The organism is Arthrobacter sunyaminii, from assembly GCF_018866305.1.
GTDB classification, from domain to species: Bacteria; Actinomycetota; Actinomycetes; order Actinomycetales; family Micrococcaceae; genus Arthrobacter_B; species Arthrobacter_B sunyaminii.
Window position 1 is genome coordinate 1,653,935 of sequence record NZ_CP076456.1, and the last position, 13,148, is coordinate 1,667,082.

The following is a 13,148-nucleotide window of genomic DNA, read 5'->3' on the forward strand; positions in this document are numbered from 1 at the left end:
CAAGAACCGGCGTCAGCTCGCAGCCGGATCTTCACCCGGTTCAACCGGCGTGTGGCTCGGTCCGACCTGGTCAACCTGGTTGGTCAACGGAATGCCGGAGCCGTCCCGCCGTCCGTGCTCCGTGGGCAGCGCCCGGGCCACACCGTTGGCAGCGGCAGCCTTCGCCGGACCATGACCGGCCCACGCGACTACGAGGGCATCCTCACCCTTCAGGAACCGGTGTGCCCGCACTCCGCCGGTGGCACGGCCCTTCACCGGGTACTCGGCGAACTCGGTCACCTTCACGGATCCGCCTGGCGTCCCGGGCAGGGTCTCGGTGCCGGTGGAGACGGTAACAACGACGGCGGCCGGATCATTCTGCGCCACCACGCCGAAGAACAGCACATGGTCATCGGCACCGAGCTTGATGCCGGCAACACCGCCGGCGGTGCGTCCCTGCGGACGGACCAGCGAGGCGCTGAAACGCAGCAGCTGGGCGTGTTCGGTGATAAACACCAGCTCGTCGGTGTCCTGCGCCGCCACGCCCACACCCACCACTTCATCCTTGGGCTTGAGCGTGATGGCTTCCCAGTCGTCCCGGTTCAGCGGGTATTCAGGATTAACCCGTTTTACGATGCCGTTCCGGGTGCCCAGCGCAATGATCTCGTTCAGCGGCACCAGGCCAATCAGCTTTTCGCCCTTGGCCAGCGTCATGAAATCCTTCACGGGAACGCCGCCGGCCATGTTCGGCAGGCCCGACGTCGGCGGCAGAGCCGGCATATCGAGGACCTGGACACGGACCATCCGGCCCGACGACGTCACCGCCCCGATCTCGCCGCGCGCCGTGGTCTTCACCACGGAGCGGAACACATCGTGACGCACCCGCTGGCCCGCCTCGGTGAGCGGCTCCTGGTTGGAGGTGCGGGCCAGCTGGCCGGAACTGGTGAGGATGACCCAGCAGGGGTCATCGGCAATCTCCAGCGGCAGTGCCGCCTTGGCGCCCTTGCCGGTGACCGCGGGAGCGGCAGCAACACCCTTCAGCGGTGATGCCGCCTCGGATTCCAGCAGCACCGTCCGCCGCGGAGTGGCGTATTTGGCCGCCACTTCGCCGAGTTCGTCGGAGACCAGGGACCGCAGCCGCTGTTCGGAGTCAAGGATGGCCTGCAGCTCCTTGATCGCCAGGAGCAGGTCATCCTTTTCCTTCTCCAGTTCGATGCGGGAGTACTTGGTGAGCTGGCGCAGGCGCAGCTCGAGGATGTGGTTGGCCTGGATTTCCGTCAGGTCATAGATGGCCATCAGCCGTTCGCGGGCCTGGGCCGTCTCATCCGAGGAGCGGATGATCTGGATGACCTCGTCAATGTCCACGATCGCAATGAGCAAACCCTCGACCAGGTGCAGCCGGTCCTGCTTCTTGCGCAGCCGGAACGCGGTGCGGCGGCGGACGACGCCAAGGCGGTGCGCCACGTAGACCTGCAGCAGTTCCACCAGTCCAAGAGTCCGGGGCTGCCCGTCCACCAGGGTGACGTTGTTGATGCCGAAGGAATCCTCCATCGGCGTGTACCGGTACAGCTGGGCCAGGACGGCGTTGGGGTTGAAGCCGTTCTTGAGCTCGATGACCAGGCGCAGTCCGTGGCTGCGGTCCGTCAGGTCCACCACGTCCGAGATGCCCTGCAGCTTCTTGGAGGTGACCGCGTCCTTGATCTTCTCGATGACCTTTTCCGGGCCCACCATGTACGGCAGTTCGGTGATCACCAGTCCGGTGCGGCGGGCATTGAGCTGCTCCACCTCCACCTTGGCGCGTGTTTTGAAGGACCCGCGGCCGGACGCGTAGGCGTCGCGGATGCCGTCCAGTCCCACAATCCGTCCGCCGCTGGGAAGGTCCGGGCCGGGGATGAACCGCATCAGCTCATCCAGCGTGGCCTCGGGGTTGGCGATCAGGTGCTGGGTGGCGGCAATGACTTCACCCAGGTTGTGCGGTGCCATGTTGGTGGCCATGCCCACGGCGATGCCGGTGGTGCCGTTGACCAGCAGGTTGGGGAAGGCCGCCGGAAGCACCTCCGGCTGCATCAGCTGGTTGTCGTAGTTGGGGACAAAGTCCACCACGTCTTCATCCAGATGGTCCGTCAGGGTCAGCGCCGGAGCTGCCAGCCGGGCTTCGGTGTACCGGGCGGCCGCCGGGCCGTCGTCGAGCGAGCCGAAGTTTCCGTGCCCGTCGATCAGGGGCAGGCGCAGCGCCCAGTCCTGCGCCATGCGGACCATGGCGTCGTAAATGGCGGAGTCGCCGTGGGGATGGAGCTTGCCCATGACCTCGCCCACCACGCGTGCGGACTTCACGTGGCCGCGGTCCGGCCGCAGGCCCATGTCCGCCATCATGTACAGGATGCGCCGCTGGACGGGCTTGAGGCCGTCACGGGCGTCGGGAAGGGCGCGGGAATAGATCACCGAGTACGCGTACTCGAGGAAGGAACCTTCCATCTCGGTGGTGACATCAATGTCGATGATGTTCTCGGCGATTTTCTCGCCGGGTGCTGTTTTGGAGACGGTTTGGCGCCGGGCCATGCTGTTGTCGGGTCCTTGCATTGGTAGGGCTTATACGGGGTTGCAGGGGGATCCGGCGCGGCGGCCGAAGCGTCCTGCAGACAGCGGAGAAAATTTCCCACTACTCTGAGTCTATGGCGGAGCAGGGACATTACCCCGAATATTGGGAAGCTGACGTGGTGTTGCGGGACGGCGGCACCGGGCATTTGAGACCCGTGACACCCGGGGACGCCCAGGCGCTGCAGGAGTTCCACATGCGCCAGTCCCAAAGCTCCATTTACCTGCGCTTCTTCACCTACAAGGCCAAGCTCAGCAACAAGGAGCTGGCCCGGTTCACCAACGTGGACTACAAGGACCGCGTGGCGTTCGTCATCACCATTGGCTCCGAAATCATCGGCATTGGCCGCTATGACCGTCTCGATGACCCCACCGAAGCCGAAGTGGCCTTCAACATCTCGGACGGCCACCAGGGCCGCGGCCTGGGTTCCATCCTGCTTGAGCACCTCGCTGCTGCGGCCCGGGAAAACGGCATCCGCCGGTTCTCCGCCGAAGTGCTGCCGGAAAACCGCAAAATGATCGGGGTCTTCGCTGACGCCGGCTACGAGGTGCGCCGCCACTTCGACGACGGCGTGATTGCCCTGGACTTCAACATCGACCCCACGGACAAATCCCGGGCCGTCATGGAATCCCGCGAACACCGCGCCGAGGCCCGCAGCGTCGCGGACCTGCTCTCGCCGTCGTCCGTTGCCGTCATCGGAGCCAGCCGCGAATGGGGCACCGTGGGCTACCAGCTGCTCGAGCACATCATCGAGGGCGGCTTCACCGGCTCGGTGTACGCCGTGAACCCGGAGGCCTTCGAGCTGGCCGGCATGGTGTCCTACGCCCGGATCGGGGACGTGCCCGAACCCGTGCAGCTGGCCATCATCGCCGTTCCCTACGACCAGGTACAGAAGGTGGTGGAGGAGTGCGCGCGCGCCGGGGTCAAGGGACTGCTGGTGGCCACCGCGGGATTCGCGGACGACGGCGAACGCGGCCTCGCCCGGCAGCGGCGCCTCGTGCGGCACGCCCGGGCCAACGGCATGCGTGTGGTGGGCCCGGCGTCGCTGGGCCTGATCAACACCCGCCCCGGGGTCCGTCTGAACGCCTCCATGGCTCCGTCCATGCCCGAAGCCGGGGGACTGGGCCTGTTCAGCCAGTCCGCCGCCATCGGCGTCCTCCTCTACGCTGCGGCACAGCGGCGCAGCCTGGGCCTGTCCTCCACCATTTCCGCCGGCAACCGGGCTGACGTGTCAGGCAACGACGCCATGCAGTACTGGGAAGATGACACGGACACCCGGGTGGTGGGCATGTACCTGGAGTCGGTCGGCAATCCCCGAAAGTTCTCCCGGATCGCCCGCCGCCTGGCCACCTCCAAGCCGGTGATCGTCGCCAAGTCAGACGTCACGGGGCTGCAGCTGCCGCCGGGCCACGCCGTCCGGACCACCCAGGCCCCCGCCGGAGCGCTGGATGCCATGCTGCGGCAGTCCGGCGTCATTCGGGTGAACACCAACGAACAGTTGATGGATGTTGCCCAGATTGCCGTCAGCCAGCCCCTGCCGGCAGGCAGGGCCCTGGCCATCTTCAGTAATTCCGCTGCCCTGGGCCGGGTGGTGGCGGATGCCGCCGTCGGCCTGGACCTGGAAGTGCGCAGCCTGCAGACGGATCTGGCCCTGGACACCGGGATGAGCGTCGCCCTGCCGCTGCTGCGCGCCACTGTCACCAAGGCGCTCGCCGACGACGCCGTGCATGCCGGCGTTGTAACCCTGCTGCCGTCTCCCGGGCTGACGATGGAGAAAATTGCGCAGTGCCTGCAGGAGTGCGTGGCTGAGTCCGGCAAACCCGTGGTGGCTGCCTTCACCGGAATCATGGACCCCACCGCGCATGTCGAAGGTCTGCTGACCGAAGGGGGAAGGGAGGAGGACGGGCGGCAGTCCGGCCTGCCGTGCTTCTCCAGCCCCGGGGCCGCCGTCTCGGCGCTCGCCTCCCTGGTCCGGTACACCGAATGGGCCGCCCGTGACCACGGGCACTTCGTCGAGCCGGCCGGAGTGGATCCCGACGGCGCCCACGCGCTGGTCGAAAAACTCCTGTCCCGGGTTTCAGGTGACGGGCTCATGCGGCTTTCCGCCGAGGAAACCACGCAGCTGCTGTCCTTCTACGGCGTCCAGCTGCTGCCGTCGGTTCCGTTCAGCACGGGGGAGGAAGCCGTGGCGGCAGCAGATTCCCTGGGCTGGCCCGTGGTCATCAAGACCATGGACGAACACCTGCGCCACCGCCTCGACTTGGGCGGGGTGCGGATGAACATCTCCACACCGGAAGAGCTCCTCACCAACATCGCGCAGATGAAACAGTCCCTGGAGCCTTACGGCAGCTTTGAACTCGAAGTGCAGACCATGGCGCCCTCGGGACAGGGCTGTACCGTGCGGGCCATTGAAGATCCGCTGCTCGGGCCGGTATTGTCCTTCGGCCTGGCCGGAGACGCCGTGAACCTTCTGGATGACTGGGCCCACGGAATTCCGCCGCTGACGGACACGGACGTTGCGGACCTGGTGCGTGCACCGCGTGCCTCCGGCAAGCTCTTCGGTTACCAGGGGCTGCCCAAGGCCGACGTTGCCGCGCTGGAGGACCTGATTTCACGGCTGGCCCTGCTGAAGGACGAGCATCCCGAGATAGCACTGCTGGAAATCAACCCCGTGCTGGTCTCAACCACCGGAGTGACGGTCCTCAGCGCGGACGTCAGGCTCGGCAACCCGCAGCAGCGGACCGACAGCGCCCGGCGGGCAATGCGGGACTAGGCAGGGTCCGGGGGCCCGGCAGGATGATCTCGCAATCCTTCCGCGCGCCATTTAGGTGCTGGGGTGCTCTCTGGGGGAAACTGGAATCATGTCGCCGTTACTTTCCTCTGAACGCCGCAGCCTGGACGCCTCCATGGAGCGGGCCGGCTTTTATCCCACGCTCCTGGCCGACGTCGTCCACGACGCCCTGGACGGCCGGGAACCGCTGTCCCACCTGATTCACCTGGAGACCCACTTCGAGCGCACCGAGGTGCACCGCCACATCACCGTGCTGGTGCTGACCGAGGACATGCTGGTAATCACCCACGTGGATGACCAGCAGCTGGACGAAGCCGGGGAGCAGATGATGGCCCAGGTTTCCACCGAATCGGTGCCGGTGACGCAAATCCGGTCCGTGGTCCTGGGCTACATGTATGCCCAGCCGCAGGACTACAAGCCCTCCGACCAGGCCCGTGAACTGACCCTGGCCATCGCCTGGTCAGGCGGACAGCGCCTGGATATGGGCCCCGCAGGCTGCGCGGACCCGCAGTGCGACGCCGACCACGGCTACACCGGCACCATCGCCCAGGAAGACATTGTCCTCCGCGTCAGTGCTGAGGCCGACGGCGCCCAGGCCGTGCAGAACGCCAAGGACTTCGCCCGGGCACTGCGCAAGGTCAACACGGACACGGTCAACGCCCGCGCCATGGAGCCCGGGGATGCCCGCCAGCGCGTTGCGGGCATCGGCAGCCGGTTCAACCGCAGCCACCACCAGCGGTAAGGGGTTATGAACTCCTCCTCCGGAACAGGCTCCGAATCCGGCAAAGTCACCCGGGAACCGCTTCCTCCCGCCCCCGGCTACGGGCGCAGCAGCGTTGCCGACGTCCTCGCCAGCTCGGCCGCAGTCCTTGGCGTTCCCGGTTTCGAGAACACCCTGAACCTGCCGGCAGCCAAACGCGTCTGCGTGGTCATGGTGGATGGTCTTGGCTGGTCCCTGCTCAAGCAGCGCGGCGGGCACGCGCCGTTCCTGCGCAGTTTTGTACCCTCGGCCAGGGTGCTGACGGCAGCATTTCCCACCACGACGGCGGCATCACTGGCCTCCCTGGGAACCGGACGTCCGCCGGGCGAACACGGCATGGTCGGATACGACGTGCTGGATCCGGACCAGGACAAAGTCGTCAACATGCTCGGCAACTGGGACGCCGGTGTGGACCCCGAGCGCTGGCAGCCCTGCCCCACCGTTCTGGAACAGGCGGCGGAGCACATTCCGGTGGCCTCCGTGAGCCTCCCGCGGTTCGCGGACTCCGCGATGACCCGCGCCGCTTTGCGCGGCGGTGAATTCATCGGCGCGACCGGCGTCCATGCCCGGGTGGCGGCAGCAGCCCAGGCTCTGGCCGCAGCGCCGCGGATGCTGATGTACCTGTACTGGAACGAGCTGGACAAAGCCGGCCACAAGCACGGATCCCAGTCCCAGCAGTGGGGTTTCCAGCTGGAGGAGCTGGACAGCGCGCTGAAACTTCTGGCCTCCCGGCTCCCGGCCGATACGCTGCTGCTGCTCACGGCGGACCACGGCATGGTGGATATCGCTCCGGAACACCGGCACGACTTCTCGGCAGACCCCTCGCTGATTGCCGGTGTGCGGCACACTGCGGGCGAGCCGCGCATGGTGCACCTGTATCTGGAACCCGGGGCAGGCGAGCAGGTTCGGCAGAACCTGATGGACTCCTGGGGCCGCGCCTACGGCAACAAAATCTGGATCGCCACCCGGGAGGAAGCCGTCAACGCCGGTTATTTCGGACCGGTTGTTTCCCCGTCCGTGCTGCCGCGTATCGGTGACGTCCTGGTGATGGCACGCGAGCCGATCGCGTTGTATGACCTGCGGCGGATGAAATCCGCGTCCCTGGAAGTGGTGGGCCAGCACGGTTCCCTGACCCGCGCGGAGCGGGAAGTTCCGCTGCTGCAGCTTGCTGCACCGGCTACCAAGCGCAATCCCGGGGCACAGTCCGGCGGGAGAAAGAAGTAAACCGTGGCCGAGCTAGTTTTCTTTTCCGGGACCATGGACTGCGGCAAATCGACGCTTGCCCTGCAGATGGACTATAACCACAGTGCCCGCGGCCGCGGCGGAATCCTGTTCAGCCGCAATGACAGGGCGGGGGATTCGATGATCTCTTCCCGGCTGGGATTGCGCACCCCTGCGGTGGAAGTCACGGACACCACGGACTTCTGGAACGAAGTGTCAGGCCGCCGCCGGACCGGTCTGCCGGTGGATTACCTCATTTGCGATGAAGCGCAGTTCTATTCAGCGGACCAGGTGGAGCAGTTGGCTCGCGTGGTGGATGAATTGTGTGTGGATGTTTTTGCCTTCGGCATCACGTCGGATTTCCGGACCCGGCTTTTCCCCGGGTCCCAGCGCCTGATCGAACTGGCTGATCGGATGGAAGTGCTCCAAGTGCGGGCTCTGTGCTGGTGTGGCCGAAGGGCCACCCACAATGCCCGCACCGTGGACGGGGTCATGGTGGTTGAAGGGGACCAGGTTGTGGTGGGCGACGTGGGCAAGCATGCTCCCGCCGCGGCGCCGGGTGTCACCGAGGAACCGCTGTTCTCCGCGGAAGCCGTGGAAACAGCGCCGGTCGTGGGATATGAAACCCTCTGCCGCCGGCACTACATGCGCCGGGTCACTGCCCACCAGGCGGAGTCGATCTCCGCTGCTGATGATTCTCCGGCCGACCTGGACGTCTGCGCGGTTCATCCCCGTATCCCCTAAGAAGCTCGGGTTCCGTCACGGCTGCCGTACACGTTCTCGAAGACGCCGGATACCGGCATCGGGGAAACCCGGGACTTCCCGACCGTGAGACATTCGACGCCCCCGATGAGCGTCCGGAACGCCACGTTTATCTCTGCATGGCCGGCACGCTGCACGTTCGTAATCACCTGGCCGTGAGGGACATCCTGAGGATGCATCCGGAGCTGGCCGGAACCCTTGACGAGAGCCGGCGTGTAAAGCACCCTATACATGTAAAGCAGCCTGTACATGGCAAGCGGCTAAACATCGGAAGGGGAGAGCGGGATGGAGACTGGAACGCGCACCAAGTGGGGACAGGCGAGGTTTGGTTCCGGCAGGGTGCCGGCCATGGCAGTCGCTCTGCCCAGCGGGCTGCTCCTTGGAGCAGGCGGAGGATGGCTGGCCGTGGCCACCGGCGTCACAGAGGCGAATCCGGTGCTTGGCTTTTGGGTCTTCGCGTTTTGCCTCACGATGCCCGCAACCCTGCTGGTGTACGTGGCAATTGTTGACCGCAACACCATCGAGGGGGCGGTCGAACGGCCGGATGATTCGATCGAGGCTGGCTGGCAAGACAAAGCGGCGTCCCGTTCCTTCACCGATCTCATCCTGATACTCGGAGTCGCGGGCACTGTTGTCGCATTCCTGCCGGGAGAGATTACGGTGAACCTGAAGCTTGTGCTGCCAGCCGTGCTGATTCTGTGCGCCGTGCTCTTTGGCGTGCGCTATCTGCTGCAGCGGCGCAAAGGCTGACGTGCGCAATCGAGTTAAGGAATTCCGCGCGAACCGTGAGTGGTCCCAACAGCACCTCGCCGATGAGCTCGGCGTCTCGCGCCAAACCATCATCTCCATTGAACGCGGACGGTTTGATCCGTCCCTGCCGTTGGCCTTCCGGCTTGCGTCGCTCTTCAGCAGTACCATCGAAGACCTGTTTATCCCCGACGACTACTCTCCAGGTGCACCCGGAACGTCCCAAGCACCGGTTGCGCCCCCGGCGTGAGGGCTAGTCGCCCTTGGTACCGAAGACGATCTCATCCCAGCTGGGTACCGAGGAACGCTTTGGCTTGATCGGACGGCGGTCTGCGCCGTCCTCGTCCTTGCCGGATTCAGCGGTGGCTGCGTCATCGGTCCGGCTGCTGCCGGAACCCATCCGGTCCCAGGGGAAATCCGTCCGACCGCCCTTGCGGCCTCCGGTTTTCTTGCCGCGTGCAGCCGGTGCGGCTTTGCTGCTCTCAGCAGCCTCTGCGGCGGTGTCTGTCTCGGTCGAAGCAGCCCGTGCAGCATCGGCGCCGTCAGCGCCGTCAGCGTGGTCCGCCTTGACGTCGGCTCCCGCGGCGGCAGCCTTGGCGGACCCCTGGAACTTGTCGGAGCCGGTGCCTGTGCGCGCAGATGAAACGTCCGCAGGCGTGTTGGTGCCGGTATCTTCGGCTGCCTCGCTGCGGCGGCGGAAAGGCCGGGCCAGAATACTGATTTCACGCGTCTCGGAGGAAACACCGTTGGGCAGGCGAACCGAATCGGGGCGGTCCGCTGAATCCATTCCTGCAACATCCGGTGCCAGCGTCAGACGGCCGGTGCGGGGACCGCTGGAGGCGGCGTCCTCCGTTTCGGTGCGGCCCTCCCGGGGATGTGCCGCAGGGATGCTGCCCTTTGCCAGCAGCGCCGCCAGCGCGTCGTCGCCGTCTTCGTCGGCACCGAGACGCTGCCCGCGGCGGGAGCGCAGGACCTCCAGCAGGTTTGCGGTCTCCTCATCTCCGGCTCCATCGACACCGTCAGCCTCGGGCACCGGGACGGCCTCAAAATCGAAGACGCGGTCCGCGACGGCTGTCAGTCGGCGCGACGGTACGGGGGAGTCCAGCGGCTCCAGCTCACTGAGCAGCTGCGCCCAGCGGTTGGCATTGGACACGCTCTTGCGCAGCGGGCTGAAAGTCCAGCGCGCCGGCGGTTCTTCGCCCACGGAAACCCGGGACTTTTCATCGAGATCAAAACGGGCAACGACATCCCACGTGGAATCCGGGCGACGCCAGGCATCCCATTCGACGCTGTCGGGGTCCACACCAAAGGCCTTGAGCCGGTGATTGACCATGTCGCCGAGATTGACCGGACTGTCGCCGAACGTACTGCGGTACCCGTCGTGCGTAGCCGAGAGAGGGGCAGCCACTTCCACGGCCTGTGCCTGGCGGGCAACGTAGTCGCGTTCCGCGCGGACCGGGCCCTCATAGCGGCGGATGTGGGCGAGGTCCAGACCGGAAACCTCAGCGACGTCTTCGGCGCTGGCGCCGGAACGGATTCGTGCCTGAATGTCACGCGGAGTCATGGCTGGGCCTTCAGGCCGCTCGGCGGGAGCTGTGGAGCGGTGCACCGAGCGGGAAACCGCCACCCGCAGCGCTTCATCCATGCGAAGCCGGAATGTTTCCCCACCCTTGCCGCTGAGCAGCAGATGCTCGCCACCCTCATGGACACCCACGAGACGCAGATCCTGCATGAACCAATCCTCCACCCGATAGCAATTCCTTCTGGAAACAATGCCACCCGCAGCGCCGAAAGCCTACTGTTTGCAGGGGCGTGGCGCGGATCGCCGCCTCCTGCTGCCGCTTTTTTTGAGCATCCGGAGGCGCCGGGACGGCCCGATGGTGGTTTTTCGCTTTCGACTAGACAAAAATCTCCGGTTTACGGGCACAAAACGCAACCCCGTTGCGTTGATACCTCAGAACCTGCAAGCGGCCGGTTCCGAACCGGCAGGACGGGCTCAACACAATCTTCTCCAACAACTCGACCGGATGGTGAGAGTACATATTATGGCGACAGACTATGATGCGCCGCGCAAGACAGAAGAGGACGTCAGCGAGGAATCAATTGAAGAGCTGAAGACGCGCCGCACTGCGACCACGCAGTCCGCGGTGGTGGATGAAGACGAGGCGGAAGCGGCGGACAGCTTCGAGCTGCCGGGCGCGGACCTCTCCGGGGAAGAGCTCCTGGTGCGTGTACTGCCTCCGCAGGCGGACGAATTCACCTGCGCGTCCTGTTTCCTGGTGCGGCACAGGTCGCAGATAGCCCTGGAAAAGGACGGTTTGGCCTACTGCACGGACTGTGAGGGCTGAGCGGTCTCTGAGTGGTTAGCTGTTTAGTGCGCGGACCAGATCCTCGGGATGGCGGGTGGACGTGAGCCAGTACGGCGTGCGGTCTGCGGGGTCGGTGATCTCGATCTTGACCACCGGCGAAATCCAGCCGCGAATGCACATGTACGAGGTGGCGTTCAGGCCCCGGCCGCGCTGATACGTGGCATCATCTCCACGGAAGCCCTCCACCGATCCGATATGGACCCGCTCAATTTCCGCCTTGCCTACCTGCAGGGTGTCCGGCGTGACCCGGATGGTCGGGGTGCTGAGAAGCAGCAAAACCGTCAGAATCACGGCGACCACAACGGCGGCAATTATCCCGGTTTCCATGCTGATGGGTACGAACACGAGGATGCTTGAGGCTGACACGCCCAGGACCATCACCCAGATCCAGAATGAGGGAAGAAGCCGCTCCGAGTAGAGAACGGTGCTGGCGGGAGTCTGGGCAGAGGGGGATGACATACCTCCAGCTTGGCATCTTTGTTCCGTCATTTCATCTTGGTGCCCGGCGGGGGGAATTGCCGTTCCGCCACGTTCGGAGAAGCGTCAGGAAAACACGCTAAAGTGAGGTGCGGTATTCCCCGGGAGCCTCCCGGGCAGAACTGTAAGACGCAGCCACGCGGACCTGATCGGGACGCGGGCCACACATCAATGAAGTCGGAGACACACCGGTGCTTGAAGCAGGCCCCACAATGACCGTGCAGCTGAAGATGCTCGACGACGGACTGGAACCGCCGTCGTACGCCCATCCGGGCGACGCAGGCGCGGACCTTCGCACCCGGATCGACTTTGTCCTGGAGCCGGGGGAGCGGAGGCTTGTTCCCACCGGCGTGGCTTTGGCCCTTCCTTTCGGCTATGCAGCGTTCATTCATCCCCGTTCGGGGCTGGCCACCAAACACGGCCTCACCGTTGTGAATGCTCCCGGCACTGTCGACGCCGGCTACCGGGGCGAGATCAGTGTCACGCTCCTCAACACCGACACCACCACCCCAATTACCCTGAAGCGCGGTGACAGGATCGCCCAGATGGTGATTCAGCGGGTGGAGACTGCGTCTTTTGAACTGGTCGATGAACTGTCCGAATCCGTTCGCGGCACCGGCGGATTCGGTTCCACCGGCGGCTTTGCTGCACTGCCTGCCTAGAGCGGCTGTCCCGGGGGCCGGCAGCGTGAGGCCTCCTACAAGAGAGAGGAACCCGGTCATGGCATTTGGGCGACTGAAGAAGAACAAGCAGGATCAAGCCAAGCAGGATCAGGAAGAACAAGGGCAGGACGGCGCCGACGAAGTTGTCGACGCTGCAGCCGGCTCCGAAACGGGCGCGGCCACGGGCCCGTGGGACGTCAGCGACAAGCCGTCCGAGGACGGCTATGTGGATCTGGGTGCGCTGCGCATTGCGGCAGCCCAGGGCCTCCAGCTGCGCCTGGAAGTTGAAGAGAAGACCCAGCGGGTGGTTGCGGTGACCCTCGACCTGAACGGCTCAAGCCTGCAGCTGCAGGCTTTTGCGGCACCCCGCTCAGAGACTCTCTGGGATGACATCCGCGGACAGATCGGCAAATCCGTAGGTTCGCAGGGCGGCACCGTGGATGAGCTCGACGGCGTTTTCGGCACCGAACTCCTGGCGAAGGTTCCGGCCCAGGCCCAGGACGGGTCCAAGGGGTACCGCGTGGCCCGGTTCGTCGGTGTGGATGGCCCGCGCTGGTTCCTGCGCGGCGTCTTCGGCGGCCCTGCCGCTCTTGATCCGCAGGAGGCCGGTCCGCTGGAAGACGTCTTCCGCAACGTCGTCGTGGTCCGCGGTGAACAGCCGCTTCCGCCGCGGGACCTGCTGCAGCTGCGTTTGCCGCGTGATGCTTCGCCCCTGCCCCGGCCTGCCGCGCCGGTCAAACCGGGTCCGCCGGAGCGCGGCCCTGAAATCACGACCATCGGCTGA

Annotated in this window: 12 protein-coding genes and 1 pseudogene; 10 read left to right on the forward strand and 3 right to left on the reverse strand. The window is 65.5% G+C overall.

Going from position 1 to position 13,148, the window contains the following annotated elements; genetic code table 11:
* Positions 1-12: 12 nt before the first annotated feature.
* Positions 13-2,538, reverse strand: a complete 2,526-nt coding sequence (locus KG104_RS07245; protein ID WP_207346581.1) for a DNA gyrase/topoisomerase IV subunit A — start codon at positions 2,536-2,538, stop codon at positions 13-15.
* A gap of 113 nt (positions 2,539-2,651) precedes the next feature.
* Here KG104_RS07245 and KG104_RS07250 point away from each other — a divergent pair, with 113 nt between their 5' ends.
* The 7 genes and pseudogenes from KG104_RS07250 (at position 2,652) to KG104_RS07275 (ending at position 9,106) form a co-directional block, all read left to right on the forward strand.
* Entirely contained in the window at positions 2,652-5,348 is a 2,697-nt protein-coding gene (locus KG104_RS07250) for a bifunctional acetate--CoA ligase family protein/GNAT family N-acetyltransferase (protein WP_207346582.1), read from the forward strand.
* A gap of 88 nt (positions 5,349-5,436) precedes the next feature.
* Entirely contained in the window at positions 5,437-6,108 is a 672-nt protein-coding gene (locus KG104_RS07255; RefSeq protein WP_104054627.1) for a DUF5998 family protein, read from the forward strand.
* 6 nt (positions 6,109-6,114) lie between these two features.
* A complete protein-coding gene (locus KG104_RS07260) occupies positions 6,115-7,350 on the forward strand; it encodes an alkaline phosphatase family protein (RefSeq protein ID WP_207346583.1) in 1,236 nt (411 codons plus the stop codon).
* A 3-nt stretch (positions 7,351-7,353) separates the two neighbouring features.
* A complete protein-coding gene (locus KG104_RS07265; RefSeq protein WP_207346584.1) occupies positions 7,354-8,091 on the forward strand; it encodes a thymidine kinase in 738 nt (245 codons plus the stop codon).
* Positions 8,064-8,240 (forward strand): annotated as a pseudogene (locus tag KG104_RS18050) (hypothetical protein); the annotation flags it as partial. The gene KG104_RS07265 and the pseudogene KG104_RS18050, both read left to right, overlap by 28 nt.
* A gap of 154 nt (positions 8,241-8,394) precedes the next feature.
* The gene (locus KG104_RS18055; RefSeq protein ID WP_237686795.1) at positions 8,395-8,859 is read left to right on the forward strand and encodes a hypothetical protein; all 465 of its coding nucleotides are present in this window, start codon (positions 8,395-8,397) and stop codon (positions 8,857-8,859) included.
* 1 nt (position 8,860) lies between these two features.
* Positions 8,861-9,106 carry a helix-turn-helix transcriptional regulator gene (locus KG104_RS07275; RefSeq protein WP_207346585.1) on the forward strand — a complete coding sequence of 82 codons (246 nt, stop codon included), beginning with the start codon at positions 8,861-8,863 and terminating at the stop codon, positions 9,104-9,106.
* A gap of 3 nt (positions 9,107-9,109) precedes the next feature.
* Here KG104_RS07275 and sepH read toward each other — a convergent pair whose 3' ends face one another.
* Complete coding sequence (gene sepH / locus KG104_RS07280; RefSeq protein WP_207346586.1) at positions 9,110-10,588, reverse strand: septation protein SepH; 1,479 nt, start codon at positions 10,586-10,588, stop codon at positions 9,110-9,112.
* Positions 10,589-10,901: 313 nt separating this feature from the next.
* On the opposite strand from sepH, the gene KG104_RS07285 reads away from it, so the two are divergent.
* Entirely contained in the window at positions 10,902-11,204 is a 303-nt protein-coding gene (locus KG104_RS07285) for a DUF4193 domain-containing protein (protein ID WP_104054621.1), read from the forward strand.
* A gap of 15 nt (positions 11,205-11,219) precedes the next feature.
* Here the strand turns inward: KG104_RS07285 and KG104_RS07290 are convergent, their stop codons facing one another.
* Positions 11,220-11,684 (reverse strand): DUF3093 domain-containing protein, encoded by a 465-nt coding sequence (locus tag KG104_RS07290; protein ID WP_104054620.1) that lies wholly within the window; start codon positions 11,682-11,684, stop codon positions 11,220-11,222.
* Between the two features lie 230 nt (positions 11,685-11,914).
* Between KG104_RS07290 and dut the strand changes: the two genes are divergently transcribed.
* Positions 11,915-12,364, forward strand: coding sequence for a dUTP diphosphatase (dut, locus tag KG104_RS07295; RefSeq protein ID WP_104054619.1), 450 nt, complete (start codon positions 11,915-11,917; stop codon positions 12,362-12,364).
* Between the two features lie 58 nt (positions 12,365-12,422).
* On the forward strand, positions 12,423-13,148 hold the full coding sequence (locus KG104_RS07300) for a DUF3710 domain-containing protein (protein ID WP_104054618.1): 726 nt from the start codon (positions 12,423-12,425) through the stop codon (positions 13,146-13,148).

What these genes read in the sequence shown, in the direction of transcription:
- KG104_RS07260 (WP_207346583.1), top strand. Translation starts at nt 6,115, where the DNA reads ATGAACTCCTCCTCCGGAACAGGCTCCGAATCCGGCAAAGTCACCCGG.
- KG104_RS07245 (WP_207346581.1), bottom strand. Translation starts at nt 2,538, where the DNA reads ATGGCCCGGCGCCAAACCGTCTCCAAAACAGCACCCGGCGAGAAAATC.
- KG104_RS07250 (WP_207346582.1), top strand. Translation starts at nt 2,652, where the DNA reads ATGGCGGAGCAGGGACATTACCCCGAATATTGGGAAGCTGACGTGGTG.
- KG104_RS07290 (WP_104054620.1), bottom strand. Translation starts at nt 11,684, where the DNA reads ATGTCATCCCCCTCTGCCCAGACTCCCGCCAGCACCGTTCTCTACTCG.
- KG104_RS07255 (WP_104054627.1), top strand. Translation starts at nt 5,437, where the DNA reads ATGTCGCCGTTACTTTCCTCTGAACGCCGCAGCCTGGACGCCTCCATG.
- KG104_RS18055 (WP_237686795.1), top strand. Translation starts at nt 8,395, where the DNA reads ATGGAGACTGGAACGCGCACCAAGTGGGGACAGGCGAGGTTTGGTTCC.
- KG104_RS07285 (WP_104054621.1), top strand. Translation starts at nt 10,902, where the DNA reads ATGGCGACAGACTATGATGCGCCGCGCAAGACAGAAGAGGACGTCAGC.
- dut (WP_104054619.1), top strand. Translation starts at nt 11,915, where the DNA reads ATGACCGTGCAGCTGAAGATGCTCGACGACGGACTGGAACCGCCGTCG.
- KG104_RS07300 (WP_104054618.1), top strand. Translation starts at nt 12,423, where the DNA reads ATGGCATTTGGGCGACTGAAGAAGAACAAGCAGGATCAAGCCAAGCAG.
- sepH (WP_207346586.1), bottom strand. Translation starts at nt 10,588, where the DNA reads ATGCAGGATCTGCGTCTCGTGGGTGTCCATGAGGGTGGCGAGCATCTG.